The organism is Bradyrhizobium sp. SZCCHNR1053 (assembly GCF_032381235.1).
In the GTDB taxonomy this organism is placed as follows: Bacteria; Pseudomonadota; Alphaproteobacteria; order Rhizobiales; family Xanthobacteraceae; genus Bradyrhizobium.
Genome location: NZ_JAUHJM010000002.1, coordinates 169,485 through 187,475 on the forward strand (window position 1 = coordinate 169,485; position 17,991 = coordinate 187,475).

Sequence of the window (17,991 nt, forward strand, 5' to 3'; positions counted from 1 at the left end):
GCCGATGACGATCCTGCGCCTGACATGTGTTGTTGCTGCGCTCGCCATGGCGATGACGGGCGCGGCCGCGCAGATCTCGTTGACGCCGCCGGCTCTGCAGCCGCCGACGGAAAAGCCCAAGCCGATCGAACGGCCGGCGGAGAAGGCGACTGAGAAGCCCAGGCCGCCGGCACCGCCCGCGGCAAAGAAGCCGGCCCCTTCCCCCTCCGGCAAGCCGGCGGCTCCTGCACCGGCCACGACGCCGCAGCCCGCCGCCAATGATCCCAATGTCGACCTGGTCTACGGCGCCTATCAGCGCGGCCAGTACAAGACCGCCTTCGACCTGGCGTCGCCGCGCGCCCAGGCCGGCGATCCCAAGGCCATGGCGATGCTCGGCCAGCTCTACGAAAACGCCATGGGCATCCGCCGCGACTACGACAAGGCGGCGACCTGGTACAAGCGCGCCGCCGAGGCCGGCGACCGCGAGGCGATGTTCGCGCTGGCGATGATGCGGCTGGCCGGGCGCGGCGGCCCGATCGACAAGCCGGAGGCGGTGAAGCTGCTCGCTTCCGCCGCCAAGCTCGGCGAGCCCAAGGCTGCCTACAATCTCGCTTTGCTCTATCTCGACGGCCAGACCCTGCCGCAGGACCTCAAGCGCTCGGCCGAGCTGCTGCGCATGGCGGCCGACGCCGGCAGTCCCGAGGCGCAATATGCGCTGGCGACGTTCTACAAATCGGGCACCGGCGTCCCGCAGGACCCGGAGAAGGCCGCCCGCCTGCTGCAGGCCGCCGCGATTGCCGACAATGTCGACGCCGAGGTCGAATACGCCATCGCGCTGTTCAACGGCACCGGCGTGCCGAAGGACCAGCCCGCGGCCATCGCGCTGCTGCGCCGGGCCGCGCGGCAGAACAGCCCGGTCGCCCAGAACCGGCTGGCATGGGTGCTGCTGTATGGAATCGCCACCCAGATGGACAAGGTCGAGGCCTACAAATGGCACCTAGTGGCCAAGACGGCCGGCAAGGGCGATCCCAAGCTCGACGAGAAATTCGCCGACATGCCCCCCGAGGACCGCGCCAAGGGCGAGCAAGCCGCCAAGCGCTGGCTGGGCACCATCAAGTGATCGGCCGCTGATCCGGCCTTGACGCGGCGGCCCCGGCAGGGCACCCACAGCCAGCCATTTCACCCGCCTTCGTCCGCTTCCGGGGAAGGCGCGCACCGCAAGGTGCGGTCAGCCCAGCGCATCGAGCTCATGATCCATTCCGCCCTCATCAATGTCATGGTCAAGGCCGCGCGCCGGGCCGGCCGCAACCTCAAGCGCGACCTCGGCGAGATCGAGCATCTGCAGGTGTCGCTCAAGGGGCCTGCGAACTTCGTCTCGCGCGCCGACAAGAAGGCCGAGGAGATGCTGTACGAGGATCTCTCCAAGGCCCGCCCCGGCTACGGCTTCATCGGCGAGGAAGGCGGCAAGCGCGAAGGCAGCGACAAGTCGCACACCTGGATCGTCGATCCGCTCGACGGCACCACCAATTTCCTGCACGGCATCCCGCAATTCGCGATCTCGATCGCGCTCCAGCGCGACGACACCGTGATCGCCGGCGTGATCTACAATCCGGCCAATGACGAGCTCTACATCGCCGAGCGCGGCAAGGGCGCGTTCCTCAACGACCAGCGGCTGCGTGTCGCCGCGCGCCGCCAGCTCCACGAATGCGTCATCGCCTGCGGCCTGCCGCATATCGGCCGCGGCGACCACCAGCTGTTCCTGCGCGAGATGACCTCGCTGCAGGTCAAGGTCGCGGGCCTGCGCCGCTTCGGCGCCGCCTCGCTCGACCTCGCCTTCGTCGCGGCGGGGCGCTTCGACGCCTATTGGGAGCGCGACCTGCAACCCTGGGACATCGCCGCCGGCTTGATCATGGTGCGTGAGGCCGGTGGCACCGTGTCGGGCATCGACGGCAAGGAGGACGCGCTGGCCACCGGGCACGTCGTGTGCGGCAACGAGGTCATTCACCGCGAGCTGGTGAAGGTGCTGAAGGCGGCGGCGTAGTTCGAGCCTCCGATCGGGTCTTCAGTCTGCACTCTGCGGGCCTGGCGCGAGCTCTGGCCTCACACATGGTGTCCGTCCCGGCCTTGAGCCGGGACCCAGCCACCGGCTCTCGTGCCTGAGCAAGACTGGTCGACCAGTGTGCCTCAAACCTCTCCCTGGGGGTATGGGTCCCGGATCGGCGCGCGCGTGCCGCGCGCTTGTCCGGGACGACCCCGAGGGTGTCGTTTGGTTGCCGGGCTCTACCGCCGCCCGCTGGTGAACGCCTGGGGCGTAGCACCTGGCAGCGCCGGCGAGTTGATGTCGCTGTCGACGCGGTCGGACGACTGGCCGGCATAGCTGAAGCCGAGCGACAAACTGACGTTGCTCGTCGGCTTGAACTCGACACCGCCGTTGATCGCATAAGCGGGCGTCGAGGTGGAGCGCGAATCGAACGTCGCGAACGGGCCGCCGAGGCCGGGATTGTACTTCAGCGCCTCGAAGCCGCCATAGAAGCTGACGCCGCTCTTGAAGGTGTAGCCGTATTGCGCGCCTTCGGTCGTGTACGAGCCGAGCGAGCCGTAGCGATTGACGATGTTCGAGCTCAGGCCGACTCCCGAAAGCGCCGCCCAATTGTTCGTCACGCTGTAGCGCCGCGAGAAGAAGCCGCTGTCGCTGCCGTTCGTCGTGAAGCTCGGAAAGTTGCCGTAGGAGTCGAGGCTGCCGGAGTCGCTGAAGCCGACCGGCCAGCCCGGCAGCCAGTATTTCACGGGGCCAGACTGGGCGTGAGCCCCGGGAGCGCCGAGGCAGAGGCCAGCCAGCAGAAACGCGAAAGCCAATTTGCGTGGGAACATCGACATGCCGTTACCGCTTCACGTCGGCGGATCATACACGCGGAGAGTGGCGAACTCCAGACAGAGAGGGGATTTCGAGCGCGGCCGCGAAGCCGGTGCGCTCCCCTCCCCCTTGCGGGGAGGGGTGGGGGTCCACGAGTCACGCTCGATGTGATGACCCACCGCCCAATTCATGTGTGCGCAGTCGGTCCGCTACAGATCGTGCGCTTCGCACCGATGTCCGCTGACTGACTCTTGAACGGAGCATGCCACGACGTTCGGCGTTCGGCGCCCCCAACCCCCAACCCCTCCCCGCGAGGGGGAGGGGAGCAGACCGGCCGCGCGGCAGGATGTCGGCACAATCCTCCGGACAGATTATTCATGATCGCCTACGACTTCGCCGGCGCCGGTGGCCCATAGGCCTCACGCTCCGCCACCGGCTCCGTCTTCTCCCGATCGCCTGCGAGCACGCGCTGCACCGAGACGAAGAACACCGGCACCATCAGCAGCGCCAGGATCACCACCGCGATCATGCCGCCCATCACGTTGGTGCCGAGCGCCTGCTGGCTGGCGCCGCCGGCGCCCGTCGCCATCGACATCGGCAGCACGCCGCAGACGAAGGCGAGGCCGGTCATGATGATCGGGCGGAAGCGCAAGGAGCAGGCCTCGATCGTCGCCGCGACCAGCGGCTTGCCGTGGGCGCGCAGGTCCTTGGCGAACTCGATGATCAGGATCGCGTCCTTGGCGGCGAGTCCGATGATGGTGATCAGCGCCACCGTGAAGTACACGTCGTTGGACAGGCCGCGCAGATTGGCGGCGACGACGGCGCCGAGGATGCCGAGCGGCACGGTCAAGAGCACCGCGAGCGGGATCGTCCAGCTTTCGTAGAGCGCGGCCAGGCACAGGAACACCACCAGTGCCGACAGGCCCAGCAGCAGCGGCGCCTGCGAGCCCGACAGCTTCTCCTGCAGCGACTGTCCGGTCCATTCATAGCCGAAGCCGCGCGGCAGCTTGCCGGCGAGCCGCTCCATCTCCTTGAGCGCATCGCCCGAGGTGTAGCCCGGCTTGGCCTCGCCGGAGATGCGGATCGCCGGATAGTAGTTGAAGCCGGCGATCTGGCTCGGCCCCCTGGCCCATTGGATGGTCGCGAAAGAGGAGAACGGCACCAGCTGCCCCTTGGCGTTCTTGACGCTGTAGTTGAGGATATCGTCCGCGTTCATGCGGCTGATGCGATCGGCCTGCACCACGACGCGCTGCATGCGGCCGCGGTTGGGGAAGTCGTTCACGTAAGTCGAGCCGAGATTGGTCGAGATCGTGTTGTTGATGTCCTCGAAGGTGACGCCGAAGGCGCCGGCCTTCTCGCGGTCGATCATCAGATTGACCTGGGGTCCCGGCGGCAGGCCTTCGACATAGACCTTCTGCAGCACGGGGCTGGCATTGGCCTCCGCGATCAGCTGATCTGCGGCCGCGGTCAGCGCGGCGTAGCCCTTCTGGCCGCGGTCCTGCAGGCGGAAGCTGAAGCCCGAGGAGTTGCCGAGATTGTCGATCGGCGGCGGCTGCAGCGCCGTGATCTTGGCGTCGCGCAAGCCGGCGAGATCGCGGTTGATGTCGGCGACCAGCGCCGCGGCGCCGTCACGCTTGCTGCGCTCCGACCAGTCCTTCAGCGAGATGAAGGCCTGGGCGGTGTTGACGCCCTGGCCGGCATAGCTGAAGCCGGTCAGGAAGGTGACGTTCTCGATCCCTTCGCGCTTGGCGAGATACTTCTCGACCGCCTCGACGGCCGCCTGCGTCCGCGCATAGGAGGAGTCCGCCGGTGTCTGCACGTCGGTGGTGATGAAGCCCTGGTCATCGACCGGCAGGAAGCCGCCCGGCAGCCGGATGAAGGCGAAGGTCAACCCGACCAGGAAGATCGCATAGATCAGCATCAACCGCCCGGTGCGCTTCAGCGCACCGCCGACCACGCCGGCGTAGCGGTTGCGGCTGTTGCCCATGAAGCGGTTGAACCAGCCGACCACGCCCTTCTTCGCATGGCCGTGGCCGGCCGCGACGGGCTTCAGCAGGGTCGCGCACAGCGCCGGAGTCAGCGACAGCGCCAGCAGCGCCGAGAAGCCGATCGCGGCGACCATGGTGACCGAGAACTGCCGGTAGATGATGCCGACCGAGCCGGGGAAGAATGCCATCGGCACGAACACCGCCATCAGCACCAGGGTGATGCCGATGATGGCGCCGGTGATCTGGCCCATCGCCTTGCGCGTCGCCTCCTTCGGCGACAGCCCCTCCTCGGTCATGATGCGCTCGACGTTCTCGACCACGACGATGGCGTCGTCGACGAGGATGCCGACCGCGAGCACCATGCCGAACATCGTCAGCATGTTGATGGAGTAGCCGACCAGCATCAGCGTCGCGCAGGTGCCGAGCAGCGCCACGGGGACGACGATGGTCGGGATGATGGTGTAGCGGATGTTCTGCAGGAACAGGAACATCACCACGAACACCAGCACGACGGCTTCGACCAGGGTCATCAGCACCCGCTTGATCGAGGCTTTGACGACCGGCGTGATGTCGTAGGGGATTTCATAGCTGATGTTGGACGGGAAGAAGCGCGACAGCTCCTTCATCTTGGCCTCGACCGCGCTCGCGGTCGCCAGCGCATTGCCGGTCGGCGACAGCAGCACCGAGAGACCCGCGGTCGGCTTGCCGTTGAGGCGGGTGTTGAACTGATAGCTCAAGCCCCCGATCTCGATGCGGGCGACGTCGCGCAGCCGGACCGTCGAGCCGTCGGCATTGGCGCGCAGGATGATCGATCCGAACTCGTCGGGCGAATCGAGCTGGCCCTTGACCAGCACCAGCGCCGAGGTGCGCTGCGAGGTCGTCGCGGGCTCGGCGCCGATGCTGCCCGAGGCGACCTGCGCGTTCTGCGCGCCGATCGCCTTGGTGACGTCGTCGGCGGTGAGGCCGTAGCCGACCAGCTTGGCCGGATCGAGCCAGACGCGCAGCGAGCGCTCGGTCGAATACAGCGTGGCGCGGCCGACGCCGGGAATGCGCCTGACTTCGCCGAGCACGTTGCGGATCATGAAGTCGCCGAGGCCGACCTCGTCGAGGCTGCCGTCGGTCGACTGCAGGGTGATGATCTGCAGCACCGCGGCGGAGGCTTCCTCGACCAGGATGCCCTGCTGGATGACGGCGCGCGGCAGCCGCGCCTCGACACGCTTGAGGCGGTTCTGTACCTCGACCGAGGCGTCATTGGTCGACGTGCCCGGCACGAAGTTCGCGGTGATCTCGACCTGGCCGAGCGAATCGCTGGTGGATTCGAAATTGAGAATGCCGGAAGCGCCGTTGAGCTCCTCCTCGATCAGCCGCGTCACGCTGTTGTAGAGGTTCTCCGGCGATGCGCCGGGATAGCTCGTCGAGATCGAGATCGAGGGCGGCGCGATGATCGGATATTGCGCCACCGCCAGCAGCGGAATCGCGATCGCGCCGATCAGGCAGATGAACAGCGCGACGACCCAGGCGAAGATAGGCCGGTCGATGAAGAAGCTCGGCATGCGACTTACCGCGTCGCCGACTTCGATTCGAGCTGCGTCGCGGCGCTGACCTCGGTCCAGACCTGCGGCGCGACCCTGTCGCCGGCGGCGAACTTCTGGAAGCCGTCGACGACGACCTTGTCGCCGGCGCGCAGACCGTCGGTGATCAGCACCAGGCCATCCTGGGTCGGGCCGGTGCGGACCGGCCTGGCGATCGCGCGGTTGTCGTCGCGGATGACGTAGACCTCGGACCCGCCGGCCGCGTTGCGCTGCACCGCCTGCTGCGGCACGCCGACGGAGTCGCTGTCGATGCCCTGCTCGATGCGGACGCGGACATACATGCCCGGCAGGAGCTCGCGCTTCGGATTGGCGAACTCGCCGCGCAGGGTGACCTGACCGGTGGCGGCATCGACCTTGGCGTCGGAGAACAAGAGCTTGCCCGGGATCGAATACGGCGTGCCGTCGTCGAGCACGAGACGGACCTTGATCGCGTCGGGCGAGATCTGGTCGAGGTCGCCGGACTCGAACGCCCGGCGCAGGCGGTTGAGCTCGCTCACCGACTGGGTGAAGTCGGCATAGATCGGATCGAGCTGCTGGATCGTGACCAGCGAGGTCTCGTTCTGGACCGCGATGGCGCCCTCACTGACCTGGGCCGCACCGACGATGCCGTCGATCGGCGCGCGCACGGTCGCATAGTCGAGATTGAGCTGGGCACGCGCGAGATCGGCCTTGCGGGCCTCGATGTCGGCCGCGGCTTCGCGCTCGCTCGCGACCGCCTTCTCCTGCTCGACCTCGGGCGCAGCGCGCTCCTTGAACAGCAGGGCGATGCGGCGCGCCTGCTGCACCGCGCGCTCATGCACCGCCTCGGCCTTGGCCAGCGCCGCCCGGCTCGACAGGATCTCCACTTCGAACGGCTTCGGATCGATGCGATAGAGCGGATCGCCCGCCTTGACCTCGCTGCCCTGGCGGAACAACCGCTCGACGATGATGCCCGAGACGCGCGGACGGACGTCGGAGACGCGGGTCGGCGCGATGCGGCCGGGCAGCTCGCGCACGATCGCTCGCGCCTTCTGCTCGACGGTCACGATGCCGACGTCGGGGATGACGATCTGCTCATTGGCGGAGGCCTGAGCCTGGATGGGGTCGTTACAGCCGGCCAGCAGCGGCGCGGCGGCCGCGAGCACCAATGCACTGCTGACCAGCGACGCGCGAAAACGAGACATGGGTGGAGGAGCCCCTCAATGATGATGAAAACCGGTCGACCGGATGGCCCAGTCATGGCGCCATTCTGGCGCTCGCCTTGCCTGCAACATAGAAAAGAGCTGCTGCGACGCAACGCGGAACCCGGGCGGCTTGATGTCACACGAACTACGTGACTGATAGATCAAGATTTTTTTGGACTCACCTAATTGTGAGTGCTTTGTGGCAGCAGGTTCCCCGCAGAATCCGCACAGTGAAACGCGAATCTCCTTCGGAGCTGCGGCATCCCGCCGCAGCGAACAAATTAGTTCGCCGGCCGCAGGCGGTAGTGACTGACGCCCCATTCACGGCCTTCGTCGTGCCCGAACAGACCCGCGGTGGCGAGGAAGAACCAGCGCCAGCGGCGCATCCACAGCGCCGTGTCGTCGCCATAGACCGGCTGCAGCACCTGCAGGACGCGGTTGTAGTCGGCATCGAAATTGGCGAGCCAGTCCCGTGCCGTGCGCTGATAATGCGTGCCGCTCCAGCACCATTCCTTCTCGACCGCGAACAGATCCACGTACTGCCGGATCAAGGTGTGGCTCGGCATGATGCCGCCGGTGAAGAAATGCTGCGCGATCCAGTCCTCGCGATCGTTGCGGTCGAACAGGTAGGATCCGGCGCGGTGGGTGAAGATGTGCATGAACAGGCGGCCGTCCGGCGCGAGCCATGATCTGACCCGCGACAGCAGCTCGCGCCAGTTCATCATGTGCTCGAACATCTCCACCGAGACGATGCGATCGAACTGCGCGTCGGGAGCGAACCCGTTCATGTCGGCGGTGATGACCCGCAAATTGAGCAGGCCGCGCGCGGCCGCCATCTCCTCGATCGCGCGGCGCTGCGAGTGCGAGTTGGACACCGCCGTGATCTTCGCATGCGGGAACTGCCGGGCCATGAACAGCGACAGCGAGCCCCAGCCGCAGCCGAGCTCGAGAACGCTCTGGCCGTCCTGCAGATCGGCATTGGCGACGGTCTGGCGCAGCGCCTCCTCCTCCGCCTCCTGCAGGGTCGAGACCGGCTCCTTGTAGAAGCAGCAGGAATATTTGCGGTTCGGCCCGAGCACGCGGGCGAAGAACGCCGCCGGCACCTCGTAGTGCTGGCTGTTCGCCGCGTCGGTATGCTCGGCGATCGGGCGCGTCGTCAGCACGCGGGCGAATTCTGCATCACCCATTGCATCGGCCCCGCCCAGCCGCGCCGCGGTGCGTGCGCACAATTCGGAGATCGCTGAGCGGATGACGGCGTCGGGCAGCGGCACACGCTCGGCGGCGCCGATGATGGTCGAGATGAAGCTCATGCAGTGGCTCCGTTACTTCGTAAAAGGATTTGGCGGCAGGGGAAAGAACGCGCTGGTGCGCGCCTGATAGGCCCGGTAGCGATCGCCGCGCGAGCGCAGCATCTGCTGTTCCAGCGGCGGGATGCCGGTGACGTGGACCAGGATCCAGTACATGAACAGCGGCGCGAGCAGGCTGGCGAAGCCCCACGGATGGTCGAATGACAGCGCTATGACCGGGTAGGACAGCCAGCACACCCATTCGAAGAAATAGTTGGGATGGCGCGACCAGCGCCACAGGCCGACGTCGCACACCTTGCCCTTGTTGGCGGGATCGGCGCGGAACGCCTTGAGCTGAGCGTCGGCGACGCCCTCGCCGGCGATGCCTGCGAACAGCACGAGGATGCCGAGATCGTCCTGCAGACGCAGCTCGGCGGCCGGCGCATGGGCCGCGACGAACATCGCGAACACCAGCGGGATCGAGCCCCAGGCCTGCTGCTGCAGGAACAGGAACATGCGCCGCGGTGCGGCCGCGCCCCATTGCCGGGCAAACTCCGCATAGCGCGGGTCGTCGGACATGCCGCGGCTGCGTGCCGCGACATGGCCGCCGAGCCGCAGCGACCAGACCGCCACCAGCACCGCGACCAGCCACTGCCGCGCGTTGGGGGCCGCGCTGCCGGCGGGCCAGATCGCGCCGGCGGCGCCGACCAGCCCGACGGAAATTGTCCAGATCGTGTCGACCCAGCCGGAGTTGCCGCTGCGCTGCTGCACGACCCAGGCGAGCCCCATCAGCACCGACATCGCCGCGGCCATCGCCAGGAGCGCTTGCAGATATTCAACGACGGTCATGACAAAGCCAGGGCGTTCCCGCTAGATATGAGCCACGGGACTAACTACGCCGCGGATGCCCGCCGGTTTCAGCCATAGTTCCGCGCAGGGGACGGGGATTGCGCCGATCGCGGCTTTTTTCCCGCTGCTGCTGTGCCATAGTGGATTTTAGGGACCGGTCCCCGCAACGGATGTCATCGACAATGCCTCAAGGCTCCCCTTCCCGCTCCGCGATGGACGTCGAAATGACCAAATTGTCCTCGCCCCGGATCTTCCTGGTGCGGATGCTGGTCTTCCTGGTGCTGTGCGCGCTGGTCGGCGTCGTGCTTTACAAGCAGATCATCATGGCGTTCTTCGCCAACCCCGGCCTCAACGCCCTGATCGGGGCGGTGCTGCTGATCGGCGTCATCCTGTCGTTCCGACAGGTGGTCCGGCTCTATCCGGAAGTGTCCTGGGTCAACAATTTCCGCATCGCCGATCCCGGCCTGGCGGTGCCTCGTCACCCGGTCCTGCTGGCGCCGATGGCCGCCATCCTCGGCCGCGAGCGCTCGGGGCGGATGTCGATCTCACAGCAGACCATGCGCCATCTGCTCGACTCGATCGCTACGCGCCTGGACGAGGCCCGCGACATCTCCCGCTACATGACCGGCCTGCTGGTGTTCCTCGGCCTGCTCGGCACGTTCTGGGGCCTGATCGAGACGGTCGGCTCGGTCGGCAAGGTGATCGAGGGCCTCAAGGTCGGCGGCGACGCCGGCGCGCTGTTCGATACGCTGAAGGGCGGCCTTGCCGCGCCGCTGGGCGGCATGGGCATCTCGTTCTCGTCCTCGCTGTTCGGCCTCGCCGGCTCGCTGATCCTCGGCTTCCTCGACCTGCAGTCGAGCCAGGCGCAGAACCGCTTCTATACCGACCTGGAAGACTGGCTCGCGGGCACCGTGCGCGAATATGGCGGGACGGGCGATACCGGGGCCGATCTCTCGGTCGCCATCGAGCGGCTGCGCACCGCCATGGAGGACGGCTCGAACCGCGGCGCCACCGCGGCGATGGCCAACCTCGCCGAGGCGATCCAGGGGCTGGTCGGGCACATGCGCACCGAGCAGCAGATGATCCGCGAATGGGCCGACGGCCAGGGCGAGCAGAACCGCGAGATCAAGCGGCTGCTGGAGCGGCTCGCGCGGCAGACCGAGAAGAGTTGAGCTGCTCCACCGGCCGGCCGAAGACGAACTAGGAGACGCTGAATGGCGCTTGCCCGTACCCGCCGTGGAGATTCCGGCCTCAACTACTGGCCGGGCTTCGTCGATGCGCTGTCGACGCTGGTGCTGTCGATCGTGTTCCTGCTGACCGTGTTCCTGGTGGTGCAGTTCTTCCTGTCGCAGGAGGTCACCGGCAAGGACAAGGCGCTGGAGCGGCTCAACGCCAAGATCGCACAGCTCAACGAGATGCTGTCCCTGGAGAAGCTCGGCAAGCTCTCGCTGGACGACCAGGTCGCGCAACTGCGCGCCGGGCTCGCAAGCGCCGAAGCAGAGCGCGACCGCGTCAAGGGCCTCTATGACGGGCTCGCCAATGCCGGCAGCAATGCCGCCGGCCGCGCCAACGAGCTCAACCGGGCGCTCGACTCCGAGAAGCAGGTCACGGCGCGGGCGCTGGCCCAGATCGAGGTGCTCAACCAGCAGATCAGCGCATTGCGCCGCCAGCTCGCCGCGCTCGAGGATGCGCTCGATGCCTCGGAGAAGCGCGACAAGGAATCGCAGAGCCGCATCGCCGATCTCGGCTCGCGCCTCAACGTCGCGCTGGCACAGCGGGTGCAGGAGCTGACCCGCTACCGCTCGGAGTTCTTCGGCCGGCTGCGCGCCATCCTCGGCAACCGTCCCGACATTCGCGTCGTCGGCGACCGCTTCGTGTTCCAGTCCGAGGTGTTCTTCGACACGGGGCAAGCCACCCTGCTGCCCGAGGGCCAGCAGGAGCTGAACTCGGTGGCGACGGCGCTGGTCGATCTCGACAAGCAGATCCCCGCCGAGATCTCCTGGGTGCTGCGGGTCGATGGCCACACCGACGTTCGTCCGATCAACAGCCCGGTGTTCAAGTCGAACTGGGAATTGTCCTCGGCGCGCGCCATCTCGGTGGTGCAGTATCTGATCTCGCTCGGCGTGCCTGCCCAGCGCCTGGTCGCGGCCGGCTTCGCCGAATTCCAGCCGCTCGACCCCGCGAATACCGAGGAGGCCTTCCGCCGCAACCGGCGCATCGAGCTGAAGCTGACGGAGCGGTGAGTTGAGACGACACGCCTCTCACCACGTCATGGCCAGGCTTGTCCCGGCCATCCAAGCCGTCGGAGGTCTCCAGGCTGGAAAGGCGTGGATGCCCGGCACGAGGCCGGGCATGACGACCTCATCTTGACCGTGCCCTTCACTCTTCGCCCCTATCGCGCCGCCGACGAGGACGCTGCGATCGCGCTGTGGCAGGAGACGTGGCAGCTCGCTTATCCCGCCATCGACTTTGCCGCGCGGGTGCCGTGGTGGCGCGAGCGCTGGCGCAGCGAGCTGGTACCGAAGGCTGAGGTGATCGTGGCCGAGACGGAGGGCACCCTCGCCGGCTTCGTCACCATCGATGCTACCGGCTATCTCGATCAGCTCGTGGTGTCGCCCCAGCATTGGGGCTCGCCGCTGGCGACGCAGCTCGTCGACGTGGCCAAGCAGCGTTCGCCCGGCGGCATCACGCTGTTGGTCAACAAGGACAACGCCCGCGCCATTCGCTTCTACAAGCGCTGCGGCTTCGCGGAGGCCGGCGAGGACGTCAACCCGACGTCGGGCCGTCCGGTGCTGCGAATGGCGTGGACGCCTTAGAAGCGATTGGATTGCACTGCGGCGACACACACCACTGTCGTCCCGGACGACCGAGCGCAGCGAGGGCAGATCCGGGACCCATACGCCGCGGCAGAGGTTTTGCGACGAGTGGGTGTCCCTGGCATTCGGGCGCCAAACATCGGTCTGTGGTTATGGGCCCCTGCGTTCGCAGGGGCGACACCGAGGGTGCAGCGATCCGCAACTACACGCCGCGAAACAGCACACCGATCGTCAACACCACGAACGCAATCGCCAGCGCATCGAAGGCGTGCGCGGCCGACAGCAGCGGCACCGAAGCGTGCATGTAGTGCGCGAGCATCGCGACGAGGGCGAGCACCAGCGCGATTGCGAAGATCACGAACGAGGGCGGCGTGAGGGCAAAACTGCCACGACGATAAGGCATGTCCGTTGCTCCTGTTAGGACCAGGCACGCCTGCTACGAGCGGCGCGCCATCTGTTCCGGCAGGGAACGTACAAGGCGGGAGAAAGGTTGCAGGGTCGGGAACGAGAATTCGAGGGTGTTGCCGGCCGTCCACGGTGTTGCAGGAACTACACGCCCTCGAACTGCAGCCGGGCCAGCCGCGCATAGAGACCGTTGGCCGCAACCAGCGACGTGTGGGTGCCCTGCTCGACGATGCGGCCGCGGTCCATGACCAGGATGCGGTCGCAGGACAGCACCGTGGCGAGTCGATGCGCGATCACCAGGGTGGTGCGGTCCTTCATCAGCCCCTCGAGCGCAGTCTGTACCAGCGTCTCGCTCTCGGCGTCGAGCGCCGAGGTCGCCTCGTCGAGCAGCAGCAGCGGCGCATCGCGCAGGATGGCGCGCGCGATGGCGATGCGCTGGCGCTGGCCGCCCGAGAGCGTGACGCCGCGCTCGCCGAGCGAGGTGTCGAAGCCGTTCGGCAAGCGGCGGATGAATTCGCTGGCATGAGCGAGATCGGCGGCGCGCTCGACCTCGGCGTCGGTCGCCTCGGGCCGGCCGAAGCGGATGTTCTCGCGCGCACTGGCGGCGAACACCACGGATTCCTGCGGCACCAGCGCGATGCGCTCGCGCATCTTGCGCGGGTCGGCCGCGCGCACCGGCACACCGTCGAACGAGATCGAGCCGGAGGCGGGATCGTAGAAGCGCAGAAGCAGATGGAACAGCGTGCTCTTGCCGGCGCCGGAGGGGCCGACGATTGCGACCTTCTCACCGGCGCGAATGGAGAACGACACGTCCTCGAGAACGCGGACGTCTGGGCGACCCGGATAGGCGAAGCTGACCCGCTCGAAGCCGAGGTCGCCACGCGCCGGCTCCGGCATCGGGCGCGGTTGCGCGGGCGCCGTGATTTCCGGCTGCACGTGCAACAGCTCGAACAGCCGCTCGGCCGCGCCGGACGCCGCCGACACTTCGCCCCAGACCTCCGAGAGCTGGCCGAGCCCGGCGGCCGCGAAGGCCGCGTAGAGCACGAACTGACCGAGCCGTCCGGCGCTGATCGCACCGGTCAGCACGTCGTGCGAGCCGACCCAGAGGATCGCGACGACGCTGGAGAACACGATGAAGATGATGATCGCGGTGAGCACGCCGCGCGCCTGGGTCGAGACCCGCGCCGCCTCATAGGCCTGCTCGACCTCTCCGCCGAAGCGCGCCGCCGCGAGCCTCTCGCTGGTATAGGCCTGCACCGTCCTGATCGAACCGATCAGCTCGGACGCATAGGCCGAGGCGTCGGCGAGCGTGTCCTGGGCGTTGCGCGACAGCCGCCGGACCCAGCGCCCGAACGCCACCAGCGGCAGCACGATCAGCGGGATCGCCAGCAGCACGAAGCCGGACAGCTTCGGGCTCGTGATCACCATCATTGCGGTGGCCCCGATGAACAGCAGCAGATTGCGCAGCGCGATGGACACGGAGGCGCCCGCCGCCGATTTGATCTGGGTGGTGTCGGCGGTGAGCCGCGACACCAGCTCGCCGGAGCGCGCGGAATCGAAGAACGACGGCGACAGCGACATCAGATGCGCGAACACGTCGCGCCGGAGATCGGCGACGATGCGCTCGCCGATCGTCATGACGAGGTAGTAGCGGGCCGCGCTTGCCAGCGCGAGCACCGCCACGACGGCGATCATGACGCTGAAATAGCTGTTGATCAGTTCGATGCCTTTCGGCGTGAAGCCGAAATCGATCATGCGGCGGACCGCGATCGGCACCAGCAGCGTGGTCAGCGCCGCGACCGTGAGCGCGATCAGCGCCAGGAGGGCACGGCCGCGATAGCGCAGGACATAGGGAGACAGCGCCAGCAGCGGGCGCAGCTTCGAGCGCCGCACAGGGCTTGCCGGCTCGGCCAATGCCTCGACGGCCGCAACGGCATCTCCGACCGGATCCTGCCCTGGGGCAGCGCCCTGCCGCTCGTCAAGCCGTTCCACTACGCTCATGGGCCACCTGAGAATTCTTCCAAATACCGATCTGCCGTCCTGATAGGCCTGCCGGGCCGGGCTTGGCAAATCCGGAAACGTACCAAGGTTGTTCATCCGCGACCTTGGCTTGTTTTGGGCAGAACCTTGGGCTATAGAGCCCGCCAATTGTCCCCCTTCAGTGACGACAGGATCAGGCGCGGCCGCGCCGCATCATGTCTTCGCATCGTGCCGTAGGATCAGCCATGAAAGCCGACATTCACCCGAATTATCATACGATTACGGTCGTGATGACCGATGGCACCGAGTACCAGACCCGCTCGACCTGGGGCAAAGAGGGCGACAAGCTCAACCTCGACATCGACCCCAAGTCGCACCCGGCCTGGACCGGCGGCACCCAGCAGCTGATGGATCGCGGCGGCCGCGTCTCCCGCTTCCAGAAGAAGTTCCAGGGCTTCCTCAAGAAGGATTGATGCCTTCTTGCCCCGGTACCGGCCTTCCTGGCCTGCGCCTGATGGACAGCTCACAGCAAAACGCCCCCGGAGACGGGGGCGTTTTTGTTTCTGGGCTGGTCGCAACGAGACCTTCGGCTGGGGGGAGCGGCCCGGCGGGGCCGCCCGATGCCGGGGCCTACTGCTCGAACGCGGCCTTCAGCCGGTTGAGATGCGGCACCAGCGGATTGCCGATCGCGCTCTGGTCCGGCGGCGGGGAATGAATGGTCGAGTCGAGCCGGCGGACCCGCACCTGCAGGCTCATCGAGCGCGAGATCAGGCTCTGCAGCTGCTGCGGCAGCTTCTCCAGCAGATCATCCGGCCCGGGGTCTGCAGCGGTCAGCTTGACCTTGGTCTTCTCGCGGTTGGCCTGGCTCAGGGTCATCTCGCCCTCCTTCACCGCGCGGTGCAGGAGCAGCCAGGACGCCAGTTGCATCAGGCGGGTGGTGAGACGCATGCTCTCGGTCGCGTAGGTCAGGCTGACGGCGCGGTCGAGCGCCTTGGCCTCGTTGCGGCCGTCGCCATCGAGATAGGCGGCGGTCTCCTCGACCAGATCCATGCCTTCCCGGAACAGCGCGCCGAATGCAGCAGAATTGGTGAGCCGCTCGTTGAACTGAACCAGAGCGCCATCGCCCAGCAAACGGTCCGACATGGTTAACGCCTCTTAAACGCGACTGTTTACGCAACCCGGCAACGACGCCGGTATGATGAACAAATCATTGCGCGGCCGGTTTCGAGAGTCCAGCAGCAACGCCTTTTATGGTTTCCACGGCGTGGGCCATGCCGTGCCCTCGTACCATTTGCGACTGCAACACGGCCGATCGCGGCCGAGTCGCACGATCAGCTCAACTAGCAACCATGATCACGGCAATAGTTTGCAGTCGTCGAACGAGGGTCGTCACGCCTGCCGCGGCGCACAGGATTTTCGCGCGCGACCTGCTGGCGACCGAAGACCGGCACGGGCGCAATGAGCAGGCACGACGTTCGTTCCACGATCGCCGCCTGCGCATGGGGGAGCGCGCCAAGGACGACCGCCCGGTTCGCCCGGCTCGGCGCGGGCGCAAAAAAAAGAGCCGCCGTTTCCGGCGGCTTTGAAGTTGATAACAGGGAGGCGTCAAACAGAGTGGACAGGAGCCACTCGGTGTCCAAACGAGGACGGTTTCGGTTGTAAACGCGAAAGCTTAATCAACCGTAAATGGCGAAAATTTTTCAATCTTCGTTAGCCATGTCGGCCACTGGCCGACCGTGTTTCTACGGCCGCGAGGTTCACGACTTGAAGATGCTGGCGGCGGCATCACGCGAGGCGCGCTTTTTCGCCACCGCCTGCTCGATGCGCTCGATCTCGGCACGGAGCAGCGCCACCCGGCTGGTCAGTTCCTCGACCGACAGCATCGACAGATCCTGCCCGATCTCGTGCGAAACGGCCTTGCGCGGCCGGTCGTCGTCCTCGTTTGCCATCTCACCCTCCTCCCGGTTGCCAGCCATGCCCCGGCTGGCTTAAGCACGCGGCAGCACCCGCTTTCAGCCCTCGCCGAAGGATTTCTCATGGAACAGCTGCCCGCGCAAATGACCGTGGTCGCCATCAGCCAGCCGGGCGGACCCGAGGTGCTCAAGCCGGAAACCCGGCCCGTGCCCAAGCCCGGCCCCGGCGAGATCCTGATCAAGGTGAAGGCCGCCGGCGTTAACCGTCCCGACGTCGCCCAGCGCTCCGGGAGCTATCCGCCGCCGCCCGGCGCCAGCGACCTGCCGGGGCTGGAAGTGGCCGGGGAGGTCGTGGCGCTCGGCGAGGGCGCCGTCCGGCACAAGCTCGGCGACACCGTGATGTCCCTGGTGGCCGGCGGCGGCTACGCGCAATATTGCATCGCACAAGATGCGCAGGCGATGGCGGTCCCCTCCGCGCTCTCAATTCTGGAAGCCGGCGCTCTGCCCGAGACCCTGATGACGGTCTGGCACAACGTGTTCGAGCGCGGCGGCCTCAAGCAGGGCGAGACCCTGCTGGTGCATGGCGGCTCTTCCGGCATCGGCACCATGGCGATCCAGCTCGCCAAGGCGTTCGGCGGCAAGGTGCTGGTCACCGTCGGCTCGCAGGACAAGGCCGACGCCTGCGTCAAGCTCGGCGCCGACCGCGCCATCAACTACAAGACCGAGGATTTCGTCGCCGTGGTCAAGGAGGCGACCGGCGGCAAGGGCGCCAACGTCATCCTCGACATGGTCGGCGGCGACTACATCGAGCGCAACTACGACGCCGCGGCCACCGATGGCCGCATCGTCCAGATCGCCTTCCTGGGTAGCCCGAAGGCGACCGTCAATTTCGTCAAGCTGATGGTCAAGCGCCTGACCCATACCGGATCCACGCTGCGCCCGCGCAGCAACGCCGACAAGGCGGCGATGGTGGCGGCGATCGAGGCCAAGGTGATGCCGTTCCTGCGCGAGGGCCGCATCAAGCCGCTGATGGACTCGACCTTTCCCCTCGTGGATGCAGCGAAAGCGCATGCACGCATGGAGACGAGCCAACATATTGGCAAAATTGTGTTGGAAATCTAGGTGCAGTCTAAACAGAGCGTGTTTGGAAACTCTTTGATTCTCCT

The 17,991-nt window shown here is 66.8% G+C and carries 16 protein-coding genes; 7 read left to right on the top strand and 9 right to left on the bottom strand.

What is annotated here, in order from left to right; translation table 11 throughout:
• Window positions 1-4 precede the first annotated feature (4 nt).
• Both QX051_RS05725 and QX051_RS05730 read left to right on the top strand, forming a co-directional pair.
• Window positions 5-1,099, top strand: a complete 1,095-nt coding sequence (locus QX051_RS05725; protein WP_315775422.1) for a tetratricopeptide repeat protein — start codon at window positions 5-7, stop codon at window positions 1,097-1,099.
• A 129-nt stretch (window positions 1,100-1,228) separates the two neighbouring features.
• Complete coding sequence (locus QX051_RS05730; RefSeq protein ID WP_315775423.1) at window positions 1,229-2,020, top strand: inositol monophosphatase family protein; 792 nt, start codon at window positions 1,229-1,231, stop codon at window positions 2,018-2,020.
• 239 nt (window positions 2,021-2,259) lie between these two features.
• On the opposite strand, the gene QX051_RS05735 is transcribed toward QX051_RS05730, so the two are convergent.
• The 5 genes from QX051_RS05735 to QX051_RS05755 form a co-directional block, all read right to left on the bottom strand.
• Window positions 2,260-2,766, bottom strand: a complete 507-nt coding sequence (locus QX051_RS05735; protein WP_315775424.1) for a hypothetical protein — start codon at window positions 2,764-2,766, stop codon at window positions 2,260-2,262.
• A gap of 452 nt (window positions 2,767-3,218) precedes the next feature.
• Entirely contained in the window at window positions 3,219-6,374 is a 3,156-nt protein-coding gene (locus QX051_RS05740) for a multidrug efflux RND transporter permease subunit (protein WP_315775425.1), read from the bottom strand.
• A gap of 5 nt (window positions 6,375-6,379) precedes the next feature.
• Window positions 6,380-7,576 carry an efflux RND transporter periplasmic adaptor subunit gene (locus tag QX051_RS05745; RefSeq protein WP_315775426.1) on the bottom strand — a complete coding sequence of 399 codons (1,197 nt, stop codon included), beginning with the start codon at window positions 7,574-7,576 and terminating at the stop codon, window positions 6,380-6,382.
• A 281-nt stretch (window positions 7,577-7,857) separates the two neighbouring features.
• Window positions 7,858-8,886, bottom strand: a complete 1,029-nt coding sequence (locus tag QX051_RS05750; RefSeq protein ID WP_315775427.1) for a cyclopropane-fatty-acyl-phospholipid synthase family protein — start codon at window positions 8,884-8,886, stop codon at window positions 7,858-7,860.
• 12 nt (window positions 8,887-8,898) lie between these two features.
• On the bottom strand, window positions 8,899-9,711 hold the full coding sequence (locus tag QX051_RS05755) for a DUF1295 domain-containing protein (protein WP_315775428.1): 813 nt from the start codon (window positions 9,709-9,711) through the stop codon (window positions 8,899-8,901).
• 182 nt (window positions 9,712-9,893) lie between these two features.
• Here QX051_RS05755 and QX051_RS05760 point away from each other — a divergent pair, with 182 nt between their 5' ends.
• From QX051_RS05760 to QX051_RS05770, 3 genes are all read left to right on the top strand, one after another.
• Window positions 9,894-10,883: a flagellar motor protein MotA gene (locus tag QX051_RS05760; RefSeq protein ID WP_315734443.1), complete on the top strand. Its 990-nt coding sequence runs from the start codon at window positions 9,894-9,896 to the stop codon at window positions 10,881-10,883.
• Window positions 10,884-10,925: 42 nt separating this feature from the next.
• A complete protein-coding gene (locus QX051_RS05765) occupies window positions 10,926-11,954 on the top strand; it encodes a peptidoglycan -binding protein (RefSeq protein WP_315775429.1) in 1,029 nt (342 codons plus the stop codon).
• Window positions 11,955-12,077: 123 nt separating this feature from the next.
• Complete coding sequence (locus tag QX051_RS05770) at window positions 12,078-12,527, top strand: GNAT family N-acetyltransferase (RefSeq protein WP_315775430.1); 450 nt, start codon at window positions 12,078-12,080, stop codon at window positions 12,525-12,527.
• A 202-nt stretch (window positions 12,528-12,729) separates the two neighbouring features.
• Here QX051_RS05770 and QX051_RS05775 read toward each other — a convergent pair whose 3' ends face one another.
• Together QX051_RS05775 and QX051_RS05780 are read right to left on the bottom strand one after the other, a co-directional pair.
• On the bottom strand, window positions 12,730-12,930 hold the full coding sequence (locus tag QX051_RS05775) for a hypothetical protein (protein ID WP_006614616.1): 201 nt from the start codon (window positions 12,928-12,930) through the stop codon (window positions 12,730-12,732).
• A 146-nt stretch (window positions 12,931-13,076) separates the two neighbouring features.
• Window positions 13,077-14,933, bottom strand: a complete 1,857-nt coding sequence (locus QX051_RS05780) for an ABC transporter ATP-binding protein/permease (RefSeq protein WP_315734450.1) — start codon at window positions 14,931-14,933, stop codon at window positions 13,077-13,079.
• Window positions 14,934-15,157: 224 nt separating this feature from the next.
• Here QX051_RS05780 and rpmE point away from each other — a divergent pair, with 224 nt between their 5' ends.
• Entirely contained in the window at window positions 15,158-15,385 is a 228-nt protein-coding gene (gene rpmE / locus QX051_RS05785) for a 50S ribosomal protein L31 (RefSeq protein ID WP_015664357.1), read from the top strand.
• A 157-nt stretch (window positions 15,386-15,542) separates the two neighbouring features.
• On the opposite strand, the gene QX051_RS05790 is transcribed toward rpmE, so the two are convergent.
• Together QX051_RS05790 and QX051_RS05795 are read right to left on the bottom strand one after the other, a co-directional pair.
• Window positions 15,543-16,055, bottom strand: coding sequence for a DUF1465 family protein (locus QX051_RS05790; protein WP_315713893.1), 513 nt, complete (start codon window positions 16,053-16,055; stop codon window positions 15,543-15,545).
• A 614-nt stretch (window positions 16,056-16,669) separates the two neighbouring features.
• Window positions 16,670-16,861 carry a DUF1192 domain-containing protein gene (locus QX051_RS05795; RefSeq protein ID WP_315713892.1) on the bottom strand — a complete coding sequence of 64 codons (192 nt, stop codon included), beginning with the start codon at window positions 16,859-16,861 and terminating at the stop codon, window positions 16,670-16,672.
• Between the two features lie 87 nt (window positions 16,862-16,948).
• On the opposite strand from QX051_RS05795, the gene QX051_RS05800 reads away from it, so the two are divergent.
• Window positions 16,949-17,947, top strand: a complete 999-nt coding sequence (locus tag QX051_RS05800; protein ID WP_315775431.1) for an NAD(P)H-quinone oxidoreductase — start codon at window positions 16,949-16,951, stop codon at window positions 17,945-17,947.
• Window positions 17,948-17,991: the final 44 nt, after the last annotated feature.